This window comes from Haloarcula sp. Atlit-120R (assembly GCF_003665885.1).
Classification (GTDB): domain Archaea; phylum Halobacteriota; class Halobacteria; order Halobacteriales; family Haloarculaceae; genus Haloarcula; species Haloarcula taiwanensis.
In genome coordinates this window covers 64,593-86,898 of record NZ_QPLN01000008.1, presented here as the reverse complement: position 1 = coordinate 86,898, position 22,306 = coordinate 64,593, and the positions used below count along the sequence as shown (strand labels likewise).

The 22,306-nt window shown below is 57.7% G+C and carries 18 protein-coding genes; 9 read left to right on the top strand and 9 right to left on the bottom strand.

Annotated elements, in window-relative coordinates:
- Positions 1-184: 184 nt before the first annotated feature.
- From DVK01_RS19470 to DVK01_RS19460, 3 genes are all read right to left on the bottom strand, one after another.
- On the bottom strand, positions 185-3,946 hold the full coding sequence (locus tag DVK01_RS19470; RefSeq protein ID WP_147435200.1) for an ATP-binding protein: 3,762 nt from the start codon (positions 3,944-3,946) through the stop codon (positions 185-187).
- 610 nt (positions 3,947-4,556) lie between these two features.
- A complete protein-coding gene (locus DVK01_RS19465; protein ID WP_121538391.1) occupies positions 4,557-4,958 on the bottom strand; it encodes a hypothetical protein in 402 nt (133 codons plus the stop codon).
- A gap of 128 nt (positions 4,959-5,086) precedes the next feature.
- On the bottom strand, positions 5,087-6,328 hold the full coding sequence (locus tag DVK01_RS19460) for an RNA-guided endonuclease TnpB family protein (RefSeq protein ID WP_121538389.1): 1,242 nt from the start codon (positions 6,326-6,328) through the stop codon (positions 5,087-5,089).
- A 266-nt stretch (positions 6,329-6,594) separates the two neighbouring features.
- On the opposite strand from DVK01_RS19460, the gene DVK01_RS21710 reads away from it, so the two are divergent.
- Positions 6,595-6,780: a hypothetical protein gene (locus DVK01_RS21710; RefSeq protein WP_007538796.1), complete on the top strand. Its 186-nt coding sequence runs from the start codon at positions 6,595-6,597 to the stop codon at positions 6,778-6,780.
- An 88-nt stretch (positions 6,781-6,868) separates the two neighbouring features.
- Here the strand turns inward: DVK01_RS21710 and DVK01_RS19455 are convergent, their stop codons facing one another.
- Positions 6,869-7,369, bottom strand: coding sequence for a hypothetical protein (locus tag DVK01_RS19455; protein ID WP_147435199.1), 501 nt, complete (start codon positions 7,367-7,369; stop codon positions 6,869-6,871).
- A 79-nt stretch (positions 7,370-7,448) separates the two neighbouring features.
- Positions 7,449-8,405, bottom strand: a complete 957-nt coding sequence (locus tag DVK01_RS19450) for an LYR motif-containing protein (RefSeq protein WP_147435198.1) — start codon at positions 8,403-8,405, stop codon at positions 7,449-7,451.
- A gap of 254 nt (positions 8,406-8,659) precedes the next feature.
- Here DVK01_RS19450 and DVK01_RS23035 point away from each other — a divergent pair, with 254 nt between their 5' ends.
- On the top strand, positions 8,660-9,151 hold the full coding sequence (locus DVK01_RS23035) for a metal-dependent hydrolase (RefSeq protein ID WP_121538383.1): 492 nt from the start codon (positions 8,660-8,662) through the stop codon (positions 9,149-9,151).
- A gap of 34 nt (positions 9,152-9,185) precedes the next feature.
- Here DVK01_RS23035 and DVK01_RS19440 read toward each other — a convergent pair whose 3' ends face one another.
- From DVK01_RS19440 to DVK01_RS19425, 4 genes are all read right to left on the bottom strand, one after another.
- Positions 9,186-10,280, bottom strand: coding sequence for a hypothetical protein (locus tag DVK01_RS19440; protein WP_121538381.1), 1,095 nt, complete (start codon positions 10,278-10,280; stop codon positions 9,186-9,188).
- Between the two features lie 189 nt (positions 10,281-10,469).
- Positions 10,470-11,846, bottom strand: coding sequence for a PD-(D/E)XK nuclease family protein (locus DVK01_RS19435; RefSeq protein ID WP_158598787.1), 1,377 nt, complete (start codon positions 11,844-11,846; stop codon positions 10,470-10,472).
- A 248-nt stretch (positions 11,847-12,094) separates the two neighbouring features.
- Positions 12,095-14,323 carry an Ig-like domain-containing protein gene (locus tag DVK01_RS19430; protein WP_121538377.1) on the bottom strand — a complete coding sequence of 743 codons (2,229 nt, stop codon included), beginning with the start codon at positions 14,321-14,323 and terminating at the stop codon, positions 12,095-12,097.
- Between the two features lie 97 nt (positions 14,324-14,420).
- Positions 14,421-14,855, bottom strand: coding sequence for a hypothetical protein (locus DVK01_RS19425; protein WP_121538375.1), 435 nt, complete (start codon positions 14,853-14,855; stop codon positions 14,421-14,423).
- A 155-nt stretch (positions 14,856-15,010) separates the two neighbouring features.
- Here DVK01_RS19425 and DVK01_RS22900 point away from each other — a divergent pair, with 155 nt between their 5' ends.
- The 7 genes from DVK01_RS22900 to DVK01_RS19400 all read left to right on the top strand — a co-directional run bounded on the left by DVK01_RS22900 (position 15,011) and on the right by DVK01_RS19400 (position 22,194).
- Entirely contained in the window at positions 15,011-15,139 is a 129-nt protein-coding gene (locus tag DVK01_RS22900) for a hypothetical protein (protein WP_255355561.1), read from the top strand.
- A 16-nt stretch (positions 15,140-15,155) separates the two neighbouring features.
- A complete protein-coding gene (locus DVK01_RS19420) occupies positions 15,156-15,551 on the top strand; it encodes a hypothetical protein (RefSeq protein WP_121538373.1) in 396 nt (131 codons plus the stop codon).
- Positions 15,548-15,724, top strand: coding sequence for a hypothetical protein (locus DVK01_RS21930; protein WP_158598786.1), 177 nt, complete (start codon positions 15,548-15,550; stop codon positions 15,722-15,724). The genes DVK01_RS19420 and DVK01_RS21930 overlap by 4 nt, the downstream gene beginning before the upstream one ends.
- A complete protein-coding gene (locus DVK01_RS19415; RefSeq protein WP_121538372.1) occupies positions 15,725-16,186 on the top strand; it encodes a hypothetical protein in 462 nt (153 codons plus the stop codon).
- Positions 16,183-17,706, top strand: coding sequence for a hypothetical protein (locus DVK01_RS19410; RefSeq protein WP_147435197.1), 1,524 nt, complete (start codon positions 16,183-16,185; stop codon positions 17,704-17,706). The genes DVK01_RS19415 and DVK01_RS19410 overlap by 4 nt, the downstream gene beginning before the upstream one ends.
- Positions 17,707-17,766: 60 nt before the next feature.
- The gene (locus tag DVK01_RS19405; RefSeq protein WP_121538369.1) at positions 17,767-20,148 is read left to right on the top strand and encodes a VirB4 family type IV secretion system protein; all 2,382 of its coding nucleotides are present in this window, start codon (positions 17,767-17,769) and stop codon (positions 20,146-20,148) included.
- Positions 20,149-20,226: 78 nt separating this feature from the next.
- Positions 20,227-22,194, top strand: a complete 1,968-nt coding sequence (locus DVK01_RS19400) for a hypothetical protein (protein WP_121538367.1) — start codon at positions 20,227-20,229, stop codon at positions 22,192-22,194.
- Positions 22,195-22,306 lie beyond the last annotated feature (112 nt).

Sequence of the window (22,306 nt, the reverse complement as noted above, 5' to 3'; positions counted from 1 at the left end):
GCAGCGCCGTGCGCTCTGTGCCCCCTCCGAAACGAGCCCGTGCGCCCAAAACCGTATGCCTGCGCGCTGCTCGTGCGGACCTGCGTTCCCTCTCCTTCCAAGACCTATTCTAGGTGTTTCGTCGATAGACGCAGGAAAGCAGGAGGTCGCTTTAGAGACTCTATAGAGCGCCCGGTGCGCCCAACTAGTGACGCAGATCATGACCCTCTGAGTCCTCCTCAGCTTGGTCGACTGATTCGATGATATTGCGACCGCCGACGAATCGCCATTCGCGGGGATTGTCGAACGCCTCCTCGGAGAGACGTGCATAGTTCTTGGTAGTTTTGTGGGGTACGTTCTCAAGGCGTCCAGCTTCGGCCAGTGCTCTGATGATTTCGTGGGCGACGTCCGTATGCGGGACTACCCACATCTTCCTGACCCCCTCGAACGACGCGAGATCGTCGTAGTGTTTAACCATCAATTCCGGACGGATATTCGTCACCACCTCAGCGATCACCGCAAGCGTTCGGCTTCCGTCGTCACGTGGAAGGAATGCGGCGACGTCGAAGACCATCCCGCCAGCCATCGGCTCGTAATAGGTTTCGACGAGAAGCCCCCGGTTTCGCAGGTGGCGAGCGATGTACTCGACGTAGACCTTGTGAGCCGTTTTCTCGAAGAGGTCTCCGTTGTTCCGGCCCGCGTAGATCTTCCTGCTGACTGCGGCCTGTCCCGCTGGAGGCACGTAGTAATACTTCCGACCGTACACGCGCTGGATTTCGAGGAGTCCGTCTTCCACCAACTGCTCTTCGTCGACCTCTCCCTCTATCGCATCCCGAATGGCCGTCATCGACTGCGTCAGATCGTACCCATCCAGTTCGCCGTTGATCCCTGCGATCACGTCTCGAAGGAACTGCCGTGCTGTGTCTGTCAGACCACTCTCCTGGTCGGGGTTCTTAGCAGTCTCAGGTGTCGCTGGAAGATCAGAGACGTGGGTTGTGGTATCTGCGGGAGGACTCTCCATTCCCGAGTTTTCTCTCTCCTTCGGATCATCCAAGTGAGCCTGTGATGGCGAGCCGGTTCCGAGAACGGTTCCGAACTCGTTGGAAGCTCCGCCAATAGCAGAGTCGGGATGGGGGTCCACCTGAGAGTCGTGTTCATCCAAGTTCCGAGGCTCGTCTATTTCTTCGGGGTCAGGCTGCTCGGTATTCTGGTCTCCGTCCGGAGGCGTCGGAGGTCGTTCAGTTGTCGCGCTGTTCATCGGCCCGGTTCCATAGCGGGCTGCACGCTGGGCGGCATCCGGCGGACTGTTGACGCCTGGGACGAGACAATACGTGAATCGAGTACGTGACCACTGGAGTTCGTCTGCCTCCTGGAAAGTCATCTCTGCCGTCGGGCTGTACGTGCCCGCGTCGACCGACTCCTCTCCGTCGCTGTGTCCGTCCGGGACGGGTAGCGGCTTGAGTGTCACCAGTTCCGGCGTGTCGGTCATGAAGCCGGTGTCGGGTAGCTGTGCGAGCCACTCACCGCGAGGGAGTGACGCGATCCGATTCGAGAGGGCGACGGCGTCGAGTTCTTCGTGGAACAGCGTCGTCGCCAGCTCATCGTCGATTGCGAGCTTGCCAATGAGCTTGGTGTTGATGTTGCGGAGGATTTCCTTGTAGGCCCGCGTATCGAGTGCGTCACGTTTGACCTGCTCCGGGAAGTGAACGATGAGTTCGAACGCGAGAGCGAACTCACGGGCGTCAGGAATCATCTCGTCACGAACGAGACTGGACTGCATAATCGGTGCGGCCTCGTCGATGATCAGGTTCACACAGTAACCGTCGGCAGGGTCGAGGACAGTCCGGTTCCATCGCTTTCGGAGTCGCACCCACGACCAGAGGTAATCCAGCATCAGCACCGTGAAGACGTTGCTCGACGCGGGTCGGAATTCGCCGGTATCAATCAGCACGACCGACTTCGAGTCGAGGAGTCCATCGAGGTCGAGTAGCATCTGCTCGTCAGCATACCGCTGGGCTTCGCCGTCCCATTCGGGAACGAAGTTTAGCATCCGCCAGATGAAGTCCCGCTCTTTCAGCTTCGTGATGCGGTTGAGAACGGCGTCGATCGACGTGGCGAACCGTCGTTCCTCGGCACTGAAGTGGCGCGTGAGCGTCGCGTGAAGCTCCGGATCGCTGACCTCTGGAATCGTCTGCTCGGTCTGCATCTTCGTGGCCGCATCGAGGAGATCGCTGATGGCGTACGCGTCTTGGCCGTACACCGGGTCGAACAACGCACCAATGAGGTTGCTGAGGATCTCCTGTGCGACGAAAGCCTGGTTGTGTTGTTCGTCTCCGAGGACGTACTCCAGTAGTTCGTTGTAGCGGTCGATCTTTTCCTGAACAGCTGCCTCACGACTCATGCCAGCCGCAATCTGGGGCCGGATGTCGAAGAACGGGAACGCAGGCAGTTCGCCGTTCGGCCCAGGAACCGGGAGATGGACGATGTCGTCGAGGTCGCCGAACTGCCGGAAGTGCGCTCGTTTGTACTCTGTCGCCATACTGCCGCCCTTCTTGTCGAAGATGAAGATCGGCCCGTCAAGTTCGTCGTACGCGCTGAGACCGTCGTTGATCATCGCAGTCGTCTTCCCGCCACCCGTCGTCGACGCCCTGAGTACGTGATGGGTGAGTTGCTCCGCAGTGAGACTGATGGGGATGTTGTCACGGTCGGGAGATGCAGTTTCAGCCTCGCCGATGCACATCCCAGAGTCGAATTCCGCGAGCAACTCTTCGTCGGTCGCGGTGAGCGGCGAGCGAGCGTCTGGAGCGCCACCAGACGCACCACGGCTCGCCTTCGGAAGCGCGCCCGTGCTGGGTACAGTTACGAAGTTCGCGAGCTCGTCTGGACTAGCGACGATGATCGGGTTCTTGCTCTGGAAACGCTCTCGAATACTCGTCGGGCTCAGTCGCGACCGGCAGAGCGCATCGAACTCATGGCCCACCCGACTGACGCTTGCCCCCTCGACGCCGTAGTACGGCCCGCTGAGAGCGGTGAATGCGCCAGTGACGCCGTTCACAACGCTCGCTTCGCCGGCTGCTCGGAGGGACACGTCGAATGTCACGGTCGGCTGCTTCAGGTCAATCTGCCCCATTCGGCTGTGTCGCGTCGATTGGCCGTCACCCCCGCCAGAGATGGTGCCCCCGATCTGTTCGGGTGTATCTGGCCGGTGACGCTGCCGACGCTCCTCTTCGGACGTGCCGAGGATCATCGCGGCAGCCTCCTGTTTGAACGAACTGAAGACGCCAGTAGTCCCCATTTTGAGGTTCCGTTTCTGGACCTCTGCTTCCTTCGTCCAGTCACGACGAGGCGTGAAGACGACCTGGAAGACGAACGGTTCGTCCGTCTCGGTTGCCTGTTCGAGGAGAACGCTCAGGGGCGACCGGAACGAATCCTCGATGTCGACCGAGATCTCGCTGAACTGCGAGAGCAACGTCATCCAGTCGTTATTCTTCGTCTCAACGCCCCCCCATCGAACCATCGCCGGCGGCGTCGGGTCGACATTCGAGCCACGTCGAGATTCGTCACCAGTATCGTCAGGTGCATCGAGAAGGTCTGGTTCGAAGCCGTCCAGTTCAACGAGTTCATCGATACCTTCGAACGCGGCCAGATCCGCGAGCGTCGCACCAGCGGGCTCGACGTCGTCGACGAAGATATCGGTCGTGGCGAACGGGACGATTTCGAAGTGGAAGCTCTCGGGATACATCGCCCGGACGTTCGCTGCGAGGTGTTCGAGAGCCTCGACCTCGTAAGGCCGAACGCCGAGGTAGAAGTCGAATCGGCGGGTATCTGCTGGCTTGTGAATCAGGAACTCGAACGTCCGCTGCGTGCTCACGAACGAAAGCCGGCGTTCGAGATGGAACGGCATCTCCCGGCCACTGCCAGCTCGGTAGAGACCATAGAGACCCTTGACAACGTGGTCCGGTGTCACCTGCTCACGGGCCGGTGTGATTTTGATATACGGGCGAAATCCATCGTCGTCGTCATCAGAGTCGTCGGAAAGTCTGTCAGAGTTGTCCCTCCCCAAATCATGGTCCGACTGGGATGATCCATCACTCGGAGAGGTGTCTGGGTAACTCTCTTCGGCACTTTCAGCAGGTTTTCCGCCTTCCGAACTTGGTCCGGAGTCGTCACTCGTCAGACCCTGGATCCGTGTCGAAACCGCGTTCTGGATTTCGGAGTCATCGATGCTCGGAAGTCGTGGTTCTCGTCCTCCAGAGCCGGATCTACGGGATGATTCCGACCCATTCGTCACCTGGACCACCCCTCGCTGGTGATCAACTGCGACTGCTGTGGGAGTTCGTGCGGAGTGAGTCGCTGGCTGAGGCGGCTATACAGCGGATTGTGGGTTAGCGTGTGCATGTTCGGAAAGAAGGCCACATCGTGAGAGCTGTGACCGATGCCACGAGCGACCAGTCAGGACTACCGTCCACGAACCAAGTGGATCGTCCACCCCGACGGGAAGGTGCCTCGCAATGGCGGTATGAAATCCGGTCACGAGTCAGTTCCAAAGGGGTCAATGGGCGGGGTACTCGTCGGGCTCACCCTGCGATGAACTCGAGCAGGGAGACGAGTGCTCCGAGCCCGAAGTACGCGATGACCATTGCCCCGCCACCGAGCGTCAGTTTCATTCCCGTCTCTGACCGCTGGGAGTTCGTCCGGGCGGTGAGCCAAACGATCAGACCCAGAACCAGCACAGTGAGGCCGGCGTACTGGAGCGTCGTATAGACGACGTCGTAGAGATTGGTGAGGATCGTCTCCCAGCCGGCGACAGAGCCACCGGACCCACCCGTAGGTCCGCTGGATTGTGCAGCTACTGGGTTGACGAAGAGCATCAGCGAGAAGAACGCGGTGACGAGAAGGCTCTCGAAGTTGGGGACTCGCCGGAAGCGGCGGAGGCTGTTCGTGTCGGGGTCGGAGTCTGTGGTGTGCTGGTTCGTCATTGCACACCAGCCGTAAGCTGGAAGGTATAATGTTTGTTTCAGGAATGCGGATTTCGCAATCTTACGGTGGCCGCAAGGTTGCGTCGGACGCACAGATGCGCGAATCTCGGCAGTGAATCGCCTTGAGGTTAAGCCCCGAGGCTTCCCGTTTCTACGACATGACTTGCAGACACACGCTGAATATCAGCGGTGTCCGTAGCGGTCACAGTCTCCACGGGCGTTGATTCGGGCCATCCCAGCCCTAATTCGCAAAAACCTCTCTGCAAGACGTTCATCGAAGCGTTTGCATCTCTATCCGCCTCAAAACCACAACTTGGACAGGAGTGTTCCCGAATCCAGATGGGTTTCTCTGTCTCAACTCCACACGATGCACACTCTTTCGTCGTCCCGCTGGCTTCGACCTGCACAACGTGAGTGCTGTACAGGTCGCCTTTGTATTCGAGGAGGGAAATGAACTGCCGCCAGGCCGCATCCTGTTTGTTGCGAGCATTTCCGTCGCTCTGAAGCATCTTGGCGACGTTGAGATCTTCAACGAAGATAGCGTCGTACTCTCTGACGAGCCACGTTGTTATTTTGTGCTGGTAGTCCAGCACTTTGCGCCGAATCCGCCGCTGGATCTTCGCGACTTTGACCCTCTGTTTCTCGTAGTTGTTCGACCCCTTCTCTTTCCGCGAGAGTTTGCGTTGCTCACGGCGTAGTCGCTCGTAGTCGTCTTCGAGGGCGAGCCAATCCACCGTCTTCCCGTCCGACGTGTGGATGTAGTTGAGGATGCCCAGGTCGATGCCGACACTGTTGCTCGCATCGAGTGAATCAAGAGCTGGCTTGTCAGGGCTGTCTGCATCGTCGTTTTCCAGTGCAAAGGAGACGAACCATTCGCCGGATCGTTCTTTCTTGAACGTGACTTCTTTGACAATGGTGTGGTCAGGGATCGGACGATGGTAGCGGATTTTGACCCAGCCGATTTTGCTGAAGCGAACGTAGGCGAACCTGTCGCAGCCCCTCTTTTCATCGAGGTCGAAACCGGACTGGTTGTACGTCACGCTCTGATAGTCGCTGGGTGCTTGTCGCTTGAGTCTACCAACCTTGTGCCCTTTCTCTTTCTTCCTGCGAAGGTTGGAGAGATTCCGGTGGAAGCGTGCTACAGTGGCTTGCGCGGCCTTTGAGTGCATATCTGAGAACAGCGGCCAGCGTTGCTTCCACTCGGGGAGTTTGTTGTTCTGATCGTACTCGCTCGGCTTGTTGGCGCTGAGACTGTTCTCGTAGTCCCAGCGGACGTGGTTGTAGAGTTGGCGATGAACGTCGAGATGATGTTCCAGTCGCTCCGCTACCTTTGGTGTCGGATAGGCTCGGTAGCGGTGACTGTATTCCATCGCTGTCTCTTGATTAGTGGTGTTCCGTCATAATGGTTTGTTTCACGGGTTATTGGTTTCATCCCCGAGGTCTGACCTCAAGAGATTCGCCTTGAAAGTTAGCAAATGCGTTCGATGAGGGGATTGTGGGGAAACAGTTATACTCAATACCAACCCACATAGAGCGAGCAAGTAGTTGCGGTCCCGATCTGTAGTCGAACCATAGTGACCACCATGTCGTATACTACCAGAAGGGGTAGGCTGAACAGCCAGAGGGGACGTCAGCGATGAGCCGATATTCGATTCCCGTGAAAGAGGGAACCCGTGATCGCCTTCGGGCGTACAGCAATCGGAACCTCCTCGACCGACAGTCCTACGACCAGGCAGTGAACGAACTCCTCGATCAAGTGGAGTTCGCCTCTGCCGAAGAACTCAACGCGCAGTACGGATCCATCGAACGAGGTCGCGTCTAGCTCCGATTCCGCGATCAACAGAATTGGGGCCGGCCAACATCGGCCGAAGCGCGACTTGCCTTTCAGTTTTTGGGGGTTTCTCGGATACTCAGAGCCCATAGATCCCCGCGATAGCGGAGAGCAGGGTTCCACCCATCGAGACACCGATCATCACGAGCCCCCAAGTGACTCCGCGGTATCCACGAGTTGAGGTTCGACCGTATCTTGAGCCTCCCGCCCACAGCGCAGCCCCTAGCGAAAAACAAGCCAGACCCAGATAGGAGAGCATTCCAGACGCTGCTTGCGCGATGGGGAGAAGTCCCGAAGTCCCGCTCGCTCCGTACGGCCAGCCCGATGGGAGAAATCCCGTCCCGCCCATGATGAATGCGACGAGGTCGTAGAACGCACTCATACCGAGGATTGCAACGAGAGCGGCAGCAGCTCCAACCATCATCCCTCGGTAGCGAATCGACCGTCGCGAATTCGTCTTCGTTGTGAAGAAGCCGATGATGCCGATAACGAGGAAGATCAGCGCGAGATATCTAGCTGTCACCTCCGCGACGGTGAACAGTCGAAACGCTGGATCGACGAGATCAGAAACAGACGGCATACTGTCCATTACTCAATTATTGCAAGCGGAGAAAAACTCTCACAAGATGCGGAAGACGCACAGTTGCGTTTCCGGGTTTTTATTCTACTTCTGAGATTTCTTGCCGTTTGTCTAAACAGATAGAATAGATCTCTAGCATTGCTCGTAGAACATCTTTGAAATCATTGGTGGCTTCATCCGGAGAGATTTCTGGAATGTCATCATCATATGAAACATGGACTAGTTCTACGTTCCGTCTTTTTCTGACTTTTCGGAAATTCTCGTACACAGTATGATTTGATAGAGTGAGACGCTCTCCAGTGTACTCCTCGAGTCCCTCTTTCACATAATTTCTCCAACCCCGGAGCCCATCGATTAAATCATTGAAGTCCTCCTTAGACTCATCTTGGGCCTTTGCAGTACGGAACAACTGTCGGAGAAGGAAATTATCGAACGCTGTAATAAACGAGGGGTAGGCCGTTCGAGGGTTCCCATCATAGATCGCTTTTACTCCCTCACGCAATAGTTCAGTCCACGGTGGCCCCTGAAATGTGGGACAATATAGAGACAGATGATATCCGAAAATTACATCCTCATCTAAGACTCCAGCCCGGTTCGAAGTCAGGAAGGCGATCTTGTTGGTTCCGTCGTCCTCTGTAATCACATCTACGTCAGCGATCACTTCATCATCAAGGACCACAGCGGGACCCATCCTTGGCTGGATTTGCTCCCCCAACATTTGATCCTGGTCCCTTCCTTCAGAGTCCCAGACACGTGCAATGCCCGCTCGAAGCGGAATCCCTGTTGTTGAAGAGTGAACCTCTTCACCATTACTGGATACTGACGTTGAAATCTGTTGAATTATTCCTTCCTCTCGTGTCCGGCCGAGAGGGACCTCTATCGTTCCATTCAAACAATATCCACCGATAGAGAGTGGATGTAAGGGAGCCTCTTCAATATCAATCCGGCTCAAGTATTCAAGTACGCCGTCTTCTGGATGTATCGAATTTCCGCAAGAAGGGCAAGTTAGGTCATTCACAAAAGATCCGTAGCTCATATCGCTGTACTGGAAAAGATCTGGCAGAGAAACCTGAGTGGCGCAATCATCCAGTGGGCAAACAATATTTGGCTGGTTATAACTTGGCATAAGACGAAACACAAGTTCGCAGGTTATGGTCGTGTCGGAAGATATGGCATGGGGGAAGACCAGTCATGAAACGCCCATTACTCTACAGAACAGATTATATAGCCACGCTCGTATCCTTTCTAGGCATGATTCACTACAAAGACGATAATCGATTATACTAACCCATGTACAAGGACGGACACCGGGGCGTTGCATTACTGCTGATGGTTCCACTAACAGGTCTGTTCGGGATTGTCGGGTTTGGGATGACGATTCTCGCGGTGGCCGTCTGTCGGCTTCCCGATCTCGACCACGATTACGGTTGGCTCCCACACAGAGGTCTGACCCACACGATTTGGTTCGCAGTGGGTGCTGGAGCAGTAACGACAGCTGGACTCTATGTCGGTCTCATCGGACTCCCTATTGAGATTCCAGCCTGGCCGCTCGCTCTACTCGCAGGAACTACCGTCTTCCTGGGGATCGTCTCACACCTGATCGCAGATGCCCTAACGGTCGGCCGTGGTGATCACGCAATTCGCCCGTTCCAACCACTATCCCCTGAACAACTCAGGTTCGGCCTCGTTCGGTCGAACTCACGGATCTGGAATGGAGCGTTACTAGTCGGTGGAATTGGGGCACAGATACTCGCACTGGGACTGTTCTATCGACCCTTCTGACGAAGGTGAATCTCCCGATTCTATAGAATGGCTCTTAGGATAGATTCTCGATCTTCTCCTTGTCGGCGTCAGTGAGCAACTGAACGTCGTGCTCCTTCTCAAGCTCGGCGATATTCTGTAATAGCTGGAGCGCCGTCTCTTCGTCTCCTTCTTTCAGATGGTACTTCGCCTGTTTGCGCTCCACTTTGGCGACCCCTTTCTTGCCGTCGTACCAGGATACGATTTCGTAGTAGTACTGTTTCGCCTGGTTGAGGTGCGACCACCAGGCGTCGGTGTCTCCCTCCTCTTTGTGAATCTCCTTCGATAGCTTCCAGTGAGCGTCTGCTAATTTGTTTGCGATCGATTTCTTTCTGTTCTTGTCGTCGGTGAGTTCGTACGCCTCTTCGAGAAGTTCGATAGACTCCTCCAGATCAGCTCGTTCGCTGCTGTCCAGAAGTTCGTCGATACGATCTTGATTCTCGAGTTTCTGGCTCTTCCAGACTGTATTACCGTCGAGGTCGATAGCTCGATATCGCTCGTCACCATCGAAAAGGTACAGAACGAGTTCGCCATCGATCTCTCCGAATTCTTGTGGTGGGCCGTTGAGATTCGGCGTCTCGAACTCCGTGATGAGTTCCTCAGATTCGATATCGAAGATGTATACCGAACGGTCGGGATTATGGGTTGCTGTGGAAGCATATTGACCATCCTCGGTAATCGAACACTCCCAGATGTTCGCATCGAACTCATGCTCGACGCTTGGCTGGCCGTCAGGAGCGACAACATTGAGTGTCCCAGCGAGATCTTGATTATCAGCTTCGCCGATGTCGGTTACAACGACGTGCCCGGTGTTTGCGACGGCAACGTTTTCTGCACGAGTGACAGCGAATGCGTGTTGAACTTCCCCGTCCCCTCTGACTAAGACGATTGGAGTGCCGCCGTTCATTCCAGTCCGTCCGTACAAGCACCGCCACTCCCCATTTGGCGATGGCACTGACGAGAAGGTGACCCGCTCGCCACGAAACTCTCCCTGGATGAACTCCTTGTCTAATGGGCTGTCAATCACGATATCTGGCTCCGGCTCGGAGGTGTCCTTCGATTCCGAATCGGCATCGTTGCCCGAGCCGAATAACCGACTAAGCAATCCCATAACACTAGCCACTGACGAATAACTGATAAAGACTCACAATGAAGCCCAGGTGGCCACATTGGAACCATTGACAGTTGATGGGTTTTTGTGGATATTCTGACACCATTGGCGAAATTTCCTTTGAGGATTAGGCATGGAACCACGTCACCTGCTCAGTTTGCCACTCCCGAAAGAACGATTTGTTGAATACTATCGTTCCGACAGGGTGCCTGTAAACTCACCAGTCGGTTGTTCACCGAATGCTTCCTCGTACGATATTTCGAACACTGAGTTCATGAGCGTCAACAACTGGGTGCTCTCACTGCAAAACTCGTCGACGGCAGTTGTAACTTGGGCGAAATAAGAGGCGACCAAGTTCTCTGGATCGAGGTCGTATTTCTTAGTGACCAGCGCGGAGGCCCTCCCCATTTCAATCTCGTCCACGTCCAGTTTCTTTAGTTCTGTACGGATGTCTTCCTCATATTCACCCGTACACTTCTCGGTAAACACGGTATTGAACGAACGTTCTCCCTCGAAGGTCTGCTTGTGGACTTTGCGCTGCGGTGGCAGTCGCAACTGGAACGAGAGTTCCTGATTTCGCAGGTTCTCGGTTGTGGATGGGATTCGGAAGTACAGTGCGATTGTACTGTCCCAGCCAAACGGGTCTTGATCCCAGTACTCCGGCATCAACCCCTGCCACTTCGGGCTGTCATTCGACCGGACCTTCCACCCGGACTCTGCCACATCGAACCGGTCTCGGATTTTATCCGCCCACCGATCTGTGAGGTACTTGCTGACGTCGTCGAAATCGTTCTCGAATTGCCTGTGTGCTTGTTCCACTTGTTGGATGACGTCGTCGTATTCGAAGTATAGCTTGAGACGTTCAGTGAGTTCGTCTTCGTCGAGTGGTGAGTCCATGTTTTCGGTCTCCTGTAGTGATTGAATGAAATCAGTGAACTGGATGACACTCCTGTTCGGGTACTGGAATAGCGAGCCTTGGAGACGATTGTCGAATGTTTCTGCTATTGCCGCCCAATCAACCGCGTCAAATTCGTCGTCTTCAGGGGGATCTGCCAATGCTTTCTTCACGTACACATAGGTTGCCTCCTCAAGTTCGTCGACTGTGATTTCGGTCGAGTCGAACCACGTGAATTGCCAACGATCTGCTGCAGCGTATGTTGGTGTCTGATTCTCGTTCTCGTCGGCACCGACTTTCAGCTCAAGGAATACTGCCCAGTCTGGGTGGTCGTCCAAGGCTTGCCCGCCACAGATAACGAGGTCGATACGACCATCCGAATTGTCGTCTGCGACATGCACCTCTTCCTCGATCTCGACGTGTTGGGCTGCAACGTTCAACTCAGGGGAACCAATAACCTCTAAGAACACTTTTAGAAGTGTATCACCGAAACCGTGGGGCTTGTGCGGATCCAGGAAGTATTTGAGCGTCTGTTGATATTTCTTCTCCCGTTGCCCAGATAGAAATGAAAATACACCATACGGCTGTTGGGCTTGACGATCAATCTCCAAGTATCGGTCGATGAAGTTCTCTATCCGCTCCGTATCCAACTCCAGACTCTCCTCGCCCATGTCTAACCCCATCTCTTGTGACTTCCATTAAACTTCTCCAGAATGGGAATAACCCACTGATTCTTCGGTTATAATCGAGATCTACGTTCATATCCTCAGACAAAGTTTGGATCACACCTCTTCAGCTGCAATACGCAGAAAACCGGCGTAGAAAACACGCCCTGTATCGGATACGCCATACCCGTCAGGCTTAGAAGATCACAACCGAGCTTTTCAGATCACAAACCCGCAGGTTACAGAAGCCACAATCATGCAGGCTTCTCGCGCATGAATCGCATCCAGAACAGCGCGAAGATTCCGAGCACGAGCCATTCAATGAAGATGATTGTATTCGAGATTGCGGCGTTGAGGTAGCCGAAGAGGTCGGTAGCCCCCGAAAGGAACGAGGTGGGCGAGACGCCATAGGAGTGGGTCTCCAGGTAGTACTGGGACCGAGACTCGCGCCAATCATCGCCGGCGAAGTGAGCACGGACGAGCGTCCCTGAGAGAGGAACTGTCGCTCGTCCGTTCGCATCTGTCGTCACGTTTTGTACGCTGGCTCCATCGAGACTGACCAGTCGGTTCGGGATTGGGTTCCCGGCAGTATCAGAGAGGAATACCTCGGCTGTCCCAGCGCTGTGGTTCATCGTCACTGTGAGTCGTGACTCCTGATAGCGGACGACGCTCACAGAGGTAGCGACGGGAAGTCCCCAGACATCACCTGCCTGAGCACTCACCGTCTCGCCCATCGTGCGATCCAGGCTTTTCAGGATGCCCGCGTACTGGTCGTAGAGGTAGGTCGGCTTCGTGTTCTCCGGGGCGACGATGGTACTGGGCAGCGACGCCGCTGGAACTGATCGGTTCTGAGCGACGTACGTCGTCTCCCACCAGATTCGTTGGTCTGCGGTTTGTTCCGCGAGGACACTCACGTTCCCGGGACTCATCCGATACCGGAGCATCGCTGGATAGGCCCCGTTGTACGAATGGGAGGCTTCTACCTGAGTCGTTCCACCCTGGGTCCGCTCTTCGACGTGCGTATTCCGAGAGACAGAGTAGAATCGCCACGGCGCCGTGACGTACATCGTCTTTTCGCCGATCTGTATTTCGACGTCTTCCCATGCAGCTGCGCCGGCTGCGAGTCCCTGCTCGCCACTCCAATTGACGGCGACGATGTCTCGACCCGGTCGGTCGTACACCTGGACGTCGATGGAGAGGTCGTCGCTGTTGACCGTCTCGATGGGAACCGAGTACTGGAGTTCGACCGTCCGGTTGACCGTTCGTCGGTTGTTCCACTCGGAACACTGCGCGCTAGAGACGCCGTAGTGAGTCTCCATCTCGACCTCTATTCGAAGTGTCGCGGTGAGGTCGTAGTTCCCCGGTGGGAGCCGACGTGGTCGAGAGGTCGTGTAGTTCATCGTCGTCCACATCCCCGGTCGCGTTCGGTCGAGGCTGATGTTCCCCGCTGTGACGTTCACAATCGAGGCGTTCGAATCGATGAGCTGGTAGTTGGCCCAGCGGGTCAGGGGATAGGTGTGGTTGTGAGTGACCGTCGTGTTGCCCTGCTTGTGGTGGTGGGTGATCGTGCAGGTTCCGCTCTCGCTGTAATCGGCTGGCTCCTCAATCCGGTAATCCCACGGGACGTAGGTAGTGAGTTGCCAGCTCGGGGTGACGTACCGACCGTCGTGCCAGACGCCGGGAATCACGTCGATGTTTCCAACGTACGCATCACGGACAAGCGCATGAGTGCCCGGTTGCCACTGGAGGTTGACGTTAGCGCCGTCGGTGGTTGGGAATACCTCAATGCCGTTCTCTGTGGGGACGACGGACGTGCTTCGCGCGGCGGACTCACTGGGGGCCATCTCGGAGTGCTGAAGGAGCGATTCGATGATCTGGATCTTCCGCTCGATCACGGTACTGTAGTACGAGGAGAGGACGAGCGCCTCGTCTGGATTCGTGACGGTGAGGTTTCCGTCGACGCGCTCGACGTCTGCGTTGTAGACGGGGTTCCACCAGCCGTTGGGGTGTCGGACTTCGACGGTGTACTGGCCGTCGTTGCTCGTGGCTCGACTCGGGTCGCCGGTATAGATCGGAAGGATTCGGAACTCGCCGTCCCACCAGTCCCGGAGGGTCGTCCACTGGTCACGGTACGGGACCTGAACGAACCCGTGGAGTCCGGATTGGTACATATCGGACTCGTTCGCGATGAGCAGTGCGTCGCGTGATTGGATGTTCGAGTCCCAGAGCTGGACCGGCTGGGTAACGACGGTCCGGTTCACTTCGGTGATCGTTCCGTTCTCGCCGTACTCGTAGACCTGAACGACACTGGACCCCCGCCCTGGGTCGGGATCGTTACTCGACAACACCCGAAAGGTGTCGTCGTAGTCCTTCTCGACGCCCGGCTCTGGACTGGGGATGAGCAGATCGCCTGCCGCTGCCCCGATGACCGCACTGGAGACGAGAAGAAAAACGACGCCGGCGACGACGAGCCGTGTCTTCACGAGTGTTCCAGAGAGACGAACGGGAGTTCGAGGTAGTCGTTTCGTGAGTCGGGCTACTCGGCGTGGTTTTGAGAGGGACGAGCGGCCCTCACGAGACTTATCCGAGGACATACTGCAGGAGGTCCACGAACGTCCCGAAAGCGGTCCCAACAACGAACAGCCCGCCGCCTGACATGGCGAGTCTTCGACCCCAGGCACGGCGATAGAGGCTGTGGCTCCCGAGCCAGGCCATCACTCCCAAAACCAACAGGACGAGACCAGCGTAGACGAATACTGTCGCCGTCCACGGCGGGAAGTCGAGCATCGAACTGAAGTCCACGACTGCGAGTATTGTCTCCGGACGGAACTGCTGGAATACGAAGAGAGACAGCCATCCGAGGTCAGTGAACGAGCCCAAGACATCACCAGTGACGTGGAATCGTTCGATTGGAATCGTCAGTGGCCCTGTAACGGGGAGCAGCAGGTCAGGCAGGCGCTCAAGGAAGCCACCAGCGAACGGCAGCAGGAGGTGGGACTGGTGAGGTGTCAGCATGGTCGTCGTTATCGACGAGGCTGTACCGCGAGAAAAGTCCTCTAAGAATGCGGAAATCGCACGCTTGCGCCTGCCGCAACAGTGCGCTGTACGCAGGATTACGCCATACGCATTCCTGAAATAAACAAATGGGTTCCTCGCCGAGGAGTGGTGTGATGCACTACCAAACAGTACCCACAACTGGGGCAGTCCTGTCGCTCCCCACCGGCACGATGCTACCAGTCGTGACTGCATTCGAACTCTCGTTCCTAAGTGACGGCTCGCTCGCCGAGTGTGCCAGCTGAGGGTGGTGAGTTGAGAATGCCTGAAATCGAGATCCGGTTCAGAAACGAGACAGAGTACCACCGACTCAGAACGATCCGAGACAAATACGGCGTGCAGTGGCGGGGCATGCTGATTCAAGGAGCCAAGCGACTCGAAGGTCGGGAGATCTGGTTCACCGATCAGAAGCGGAGTGAAGCTTCGACAGAACCCTCCCAGGGCCACGGGTCGGAACGGTCACACGGGCGTAAGAAGCGAAGGCGAGAGGAACTCACGGAGTCCAGCAGGCATGACAAACCAGGTAGCTCTGCTGAGGACCACAACCCGGTTTCTTCGCTGTTCGATTCTCGAGGGTCACTGCGAACGCTCGACACCGGAGCACGTCACGAACGCCCATCGGTCGACGAGTTCAGTCCAGTTGAGGTCGAGCGATGAAGTCGACACGGATCATCATCAAGGACGACGAGCAGTTCGAACAGTTAGACGCGGTTCGTGAGCGGCACGGGGTCAACTGGCGCGGGATGCTGATCAAAGGAGCTGAACGGCTGGAAGCAGGCGGTGTGCTTCCGACCGAAGCAGAACTCTGTGACGGCGAGGAGGTCGAGTAGATGCCCGACCCTGTGCCCGTTGCGAGCAATCTCCTGGAGTCGAAGTTTCTGGGCTTCTCGGTGAAGCGACTCGCAGAATCGCTGGCGATCCCGTTAGCGCCGTGTGCCGTTCTCTATACGGTTGGCTTCCCGCTGCTGTTCACCTTCCCGCTGTTCGCCCTAGGCATCGGGATAGGCGGGCTGATCTTCATGAAGACACCACCCGGACAGCGTCCGCTCAAGTACGCTCACGCTGTGTTTCACTTCAAGACAGGCTCGAACGTCTACGTCTGGCGGCATCCCGACCCGGAACACGGCGATCTCGGTATCGGAGTGACGCAGGATGAGTGGCTGACCCAGCCACGACCAGCTGGGTGGGCAGAGCACTCCGTGAAGGATAGTGGAACAGATCTCGCCTACCAGGGTGTCGTCGACGCGACACGACCAGACCTCGATTCCCCGTCGACGGAGGACGACCGATGAACCCTGGGAATAGCATGGGGGGCGAGCAGTCAACGCTCGACCTACTCAACTTCGAGAACGTCCGAGATGGCGGCGTTATCGAGACGCCCACAGCGTACACGATGCTCGTCGAGATTGAGCCCCGCGAGTGGCTGACGCTCTCCGAAGAGCGTCGGACCAGCCTGTACATCTCGTACATGACGTTCCTCCGGGGCCTGCAGTTCCCGACACAGTTCCTGACGCTGACGACCCGGTTCGACGGCGACCGCTACCTCGAACGCTTCATCGGCCCGGATGCACTGGGCGCGCCAACTGGACAGCCGACAGCCATTCCAGCAGTGGAGGATGAAGAGGCACCCGACGATGTCGTCGAGGACACTGCCACTGACGGCGGCGTCGCTTCGGCGGGCGTGGCTCCACAGCCACACATCGACCACGTCGCTGACTCGGCGCTCCTCGAATACGGACGCGTGGCTCACGCGGAGTGGCTCGACCGAACGATTGCGCTTGCGAATGTCCGAGATCGCCGGTTCTTCGTCGCGGTCGCGGTCATGAAGGGAGAAGACGACGAGGGCGGTCGCTTCGACGCGATTGCGGATGCACTCCCGTTCGGAGGAGGTGCGAAGAACGTTGAGGACGAAGAGCCGTATCTCGACGAGGTCTGGGCTCGCGTTCAGCGGGTCGCCTCACAGCTACCCCGGACCCGCGTCGAAACCTCGATCCTCGATGACCGAGCGGAGGTCCTCGACGTCCTCTATCAGGTCTATCGAGGACAGGAGGCACCGGTCTCCTTCGAGCATAGCGTCTTCACCCAACCCGATGAGAAGACGCAGACCGATCCAGCGACTGGTGAGCGGTTAGATCTGGAAGCGGCGTTTGACAGCGCAGATCGAGAAGAGGCACTGCTTGAACCAGACGAGGACGCCGATCCGCGTCCGGAGACGACGGGCGACCTCCCGTATGGTGGTCGGGTTCAAGAGGAGTACGTCGAACAGGTCGACAACTCACGGATTCTCGCGTGGTACGCCAGAGCCGTCGGCCCCATTGGTCGAGGGACGAACTATCACTCCCCACTGTCAGTGTACGCTGGCGTCGGACTGTTCGCTGCGAGTCTCCTGTTCGCAGTGGTCTCGCTCACGACGTTTCTCGGGAGCGGTCAGCCGGGATCGGAGTCCTACTGGGTCGTCCGCGAGGCCTCGTTCGGACTTGCGGCGGGGAGTCTCCCGACCTTCCTGCTGAGTCTTGCTGTCTTGCTTCCATCGAGCCAGCGTGCGACCATCGTGGGCTTCGCCGGCGTCGGCGTGACTGCTGTGGCAGTCTACCTGTTCAGTCAGGCGTATCCCTTCCAGTGGGACAGTACGCCGACGGCGTCGACGGCGTTCGTCGTCGAGGTGTATGCAGTCGGATTGCTCCTCCTCGTCGTCGGTGTCGGCCTCGCCGTGCGCGGTCGCAGAAGCGTCCTCGAACATTTCGAGGAGATGAGCGGGCCGACGGACGAGAGTCGAGACAACGAATCTCCGACGGAGGAGGCAGATGTCTGAGCGACCCGGGCTTCGCCGGGAGACGGTTACTCTGGCTCAACCGGGGCTGGAGGTCCAGAGATGATCAATCGAATCACGCAAGCGTTCAGTAACGACTCACCAGAAGACGGTGACGAACGGCTCCCGATAGATGGGCTGTCAGGCGAAGAAACACAGCACGCCCTCGACTACCTGAATCTCCTCGGGAAGGAGACGACGACCGAGAACATCGAGTGGGCGGCCTACCAGCTCCAGGCCGACGACGTCAACCTCGCGACGCCGATGGAGACGATGAAAGAGCGCGGTGAACTCGACAAGCGACTCATCGCACCGCGAGTCGTGCAGGACTATCCGGAGTTCCAGATCCGCGACGACCGAATCTCGCAGATTCTGACGGTCACCTCGTTCCCCCGAAAGGTAGGACTGGGCTGGCTCGTCCCACTCACGCTCGCTGATGTCGACCTCCGACTCTCGTTGCACGTTCGACCACGAGCCGCAAAGGACGTTCGTCGCCAGCTTCAGAAACGCTACACACAGGCAGTCACGTCGGTCGCAGTTAAGCAGAAACGCGGTCGCACGGACACCTATCAGGACGAGCTCGAACGCCAGGACCTGGAACGACTCCTCCAGAACACCATTCGAGGAACGACCAAGCTCTACGACGTCTCGATCTACCTCGAACTCGTCGCGGACACACAGGACGAACTGGACGAGATGCTCGACCGCGTCGAAGCCATCCTCGCCGAGCAGGACGTCGACCTCAGTCCGGTCAAGCACCAACAGCTGGACGCAATGGGCTCCGTCGCGCCGCTCGCGACCGACACGATCAACAACACCCATCCGATCCAGCTCGAAGCGCTGGGGACGTTCTTCAACCTGGTCGAGCCGTCCATCTACGACCCGGAGGGCGTCCTGTTCGGGTTCGACGATACGAAGCGCCCGGTCATCCTCGACCGCTACGCCCTATCGGGACACTCGATGGCGATCTCCGGGAAAACCGGGTCGGGCAAGAGCTACTTCCGGAAGATGGAGATCTACCGTCGCTTGCTCGGCGACCCAAACGTTCAGTGTATCCTGTTCGACCCCGCCGGCGACGACTATCCACGCTTCGCTCAGTCGCTGGGTGGCGAGGTAATCCGTTTCGGTGGGAACTACACGGTGAACCCGCTGGACATCTCGCCACCTGCTGAGGCCGAGTACGAGGGCGGTGAAGACACGTACGCGCTCACGATTCGGTCTGTCATCGAGATGCTGAACACGCACCTCGAACAGCGTGACGGGATGTCTGCTGGCGAGGAGGGTATCCTGATTCAGGCAGCACACTACGCGTATCTCTCGAAGGGCATCATCCTCGGAGAGTTCGACACCTACGGCAACGAATCGCCAGTCATCGACGACCTGATTCGTGGCGTGAACGTCATCGCGACCGGCGGCATCGAAGCCGCAACCGAAGCCGGCGTCATCGACGACGAAGAGGTCGAACACTTCCGAGCGCTTGGTGTGTTCGGCGACGAACTCGATGAGGAATCCGGCAGCAGTGCGGCTGCGAAGGGTGTCCCGTTCTCGGACACGATCGTCTCCCCGACCGAGCACCACGTCGCGCTGGCGACCTCGCTCCAACCAAAGTTCGAGTCGTTCAAACCCGGCGGTATCAACCACAATCTGAACGGCCAGACGAACCTCGACCTCTCCTCGCGGCTGGTCGTGATGGACATGAGTTCGTTCGCCGACACAGGTGAAATGCCGCTCATCCTCCACGCGATGCTCTCGTGGGCATACCTCGAGGCCAAGCGCTCGCCGTACAAGGTTGACGTGACCTTCGACGAGGCACACTACCTCCTGGGCCGGCCAGCTGCACGCGACCTGATCAACCTCTACATCCGGCACGCCCGCCACTACGAGGCAGGCCTGACGCTGATGAGCCAAACAGCCCACGAGTTCGTTCGAACGCCTGAGCGCCGCGAGGTGTACGAGAACTGTGACGTGAAGTGCCTGTTCTACGCCGAATCCGTCTCCGAGGAGACCGCCGAGTACTATGGGCTGTCCGCCGACGAGATTCGCTTCATCCAGACGGCGGCCCGTGGACAGGACTCTGATTACTCGGAGTGTCTGCTCGCGACGAGTGTCCACGGTCGACGACGGCTCGAAATTCGGAGCGGGCCGTTCGAACACACGGTTCTCGATGACGCGCTCGACCCGTGGGACTGGCTCGCCGGCGTCGAGGGCGTCGACCTCGTCGAGGGAGAAGGTCATGCCCGAAACGTCGAACTCCACGAAGACCTCGATATGACGGACCTGCCCCACGTGATGAATCGGGATATGGACCTCCAGATGGCGATGGAGGCTGATTTCGACGATGGGCTCTCTGTCGAGATCGACGAACCGTCGTTTGATGCCAGCGACGTAGACCCGGACGGGCCAGCCGGGTCGAGCGAGAACGGAAACACCCCGGAGGAGGCATGAACTCGTCACTCCATACACTGTCGACCGCTTGCGGGGTCCAGATGAGCGGACGCGTCGACGACATTGAGGATCTGGCCGATGGGTGACCTCCTAGACCTCGGCTGGATTCCTGACGCTATTGCTCGGGCACTCTTCGAGTTCATCCGCTCGATGCTCGTGAGTGCGATCAACTTCATGTTCAACTTCGGGCTGAAGCCACTGCTGAACATCGATCCAGCAATCATGACCAGTGCCCAGGTCACGACCGCCTGGGACGACGTCTTCCGTCTCTCGATTGCACTTCTCCCGATTTTGATCGCCGCCGGATTGATCGCGATGCCGTTCAGTCAGGACCGCGAAGCCTCGCTCTGGAACATGGTGGCTCGCGTGGTCGCCGTCATATTTTTCATCGCGATCTCGCAGCCGCTGTTCGGGTTCCTCATCGAAGCCTCGAACGCGGTCACAAATGCGCTTGCACCAGCGACGTTCGTCCTCACGTTCAACGCCGACCTCGGCGGGAGCTGGGGATCCACGCTCGGACTTGGCGTCGAGGTCGTCGCGCTCCTCGTGGCAGTGCCGCTGATGCTCATCGCGACGATCCTTGCGTCTGTTCTGCTGGTCCTCCGGCAGTTCATCGTCGTCACGGTCGCCGTGGGTGCGCCTTTCTTCGCCGTCCTCTGGTACGCGAACTGGGGTCCGATGAAGGCTATCAGCAACTTCGCTGCGACGTGGCTCCGAATGGGCGTCTACGCCCTGCTCGTCGGTCCGATCATCGCCCTGGTGATGCGTGTATTCAACGTCATCGCGACCGGTGGTATCTCCGCGACCGGCGACGTCGCCGACTTCTACGTTTCGGCAGCATTGGCGTTGATCTTCCCGATTATCCTGTTCGTCGTGATCTGGAAGACCATCGGTTGGGCAGGCCAGCCGCTCGGCGTCGACGCCGCGTTCACGATGACGGTGGCCGCCGCAATCGCAGCCACCGGCGTCGGTGCAGTCGCTGTCGGCGCGGGAGCCGGATCGGCGGCTGTCAGCAGCGCCTCCAGCTCTGGGTCTGGAGCAGCGAGTGGTGGGAGTGCCGGTGGGTCAAGTAGTGGAGCGGCCGGTGCCGCCGGTGGCGGAGGGACCGCGTCGGATCCATCTGCCTCCACCGGGAATTCGACCGTCGGTGGCACGATGCGGAGTAGTATCTCAGATGCGCTGGGAACGCGAGAATCAGCCGTCGAGGACAGTGTCGATTCAGCACCCGGGTTATTCTCAAGAGGGAAAGACTCGGCCGCTGGATTTGTTGCTGGTGCCCCGGGAGTGAACGCGGCGCGTTCACACGCAAATCGGGCTTCCTCTGCCGCGAAGAAACTGGGTTCAAGAGCGAAGAGCGGTGGACTGGGTAGCGCTCGTAAGGCAATTGGGTCGGAGAGCATCGACAGTCACCGAAGAGCGATCAGTCAGAACCTTGCTGCCGCCGATGAGGCTGATGCGAACCGAGACTTCCTGACTGAGGCCTACCAAAATGGCGAATTCGATGTCACTGAAGCATCCAGTCGAGGGATTCTGACTGGTTCTGAAGAGCCAGCAACTGGAGTCTCCACTGTAACTCCCGACGCTGAGGGCAAGGTGACCTACGAGACTGCCTCTGGCGGGAATACAACCATCGACATCAACGATAGAGCCCAAAGTTTCAGTCAGCAAGCTGTGGCGCTCAGAGATGACGCCTCCAAATCGGCCAGGAGTGTGAAGCGACTTCGGACTGCACAGAGCGCGGCGAAAGCTCCAGGACGAGCTGCGATCACGACCGGTCGAGCCAGCAAGCAAGTCGGGAAGACAGGAGTCAAGGCCGGAAAGGCAAGCGGAATCGTCTTCGCAGGGGCAATGACGCGAAGCCCATACGCAGCGTACAATATGGGAAAGCGGGGTGGAAAACACCTCATCGGCCCTGGAAACGACGAGTTGGCTGATTCAGCAAGTGAGGCAGACATCGACTGGGCAGCCCAAAGAGAGGGACCGAGTCGAGCCTCCGACCCTCCGTGGGATAATGATAGTGGAGGTGAGCAATCAGAGACCCTGTGAAATTGCGCCTGGGACTACGACCCGACCACCTCCCTACGGAGCGAGATGTTATAGCGTAGTAACGGCATAGAGTGTGTGTAGAAGCCCATGAGTACGTCTTTCGGTGACGTAC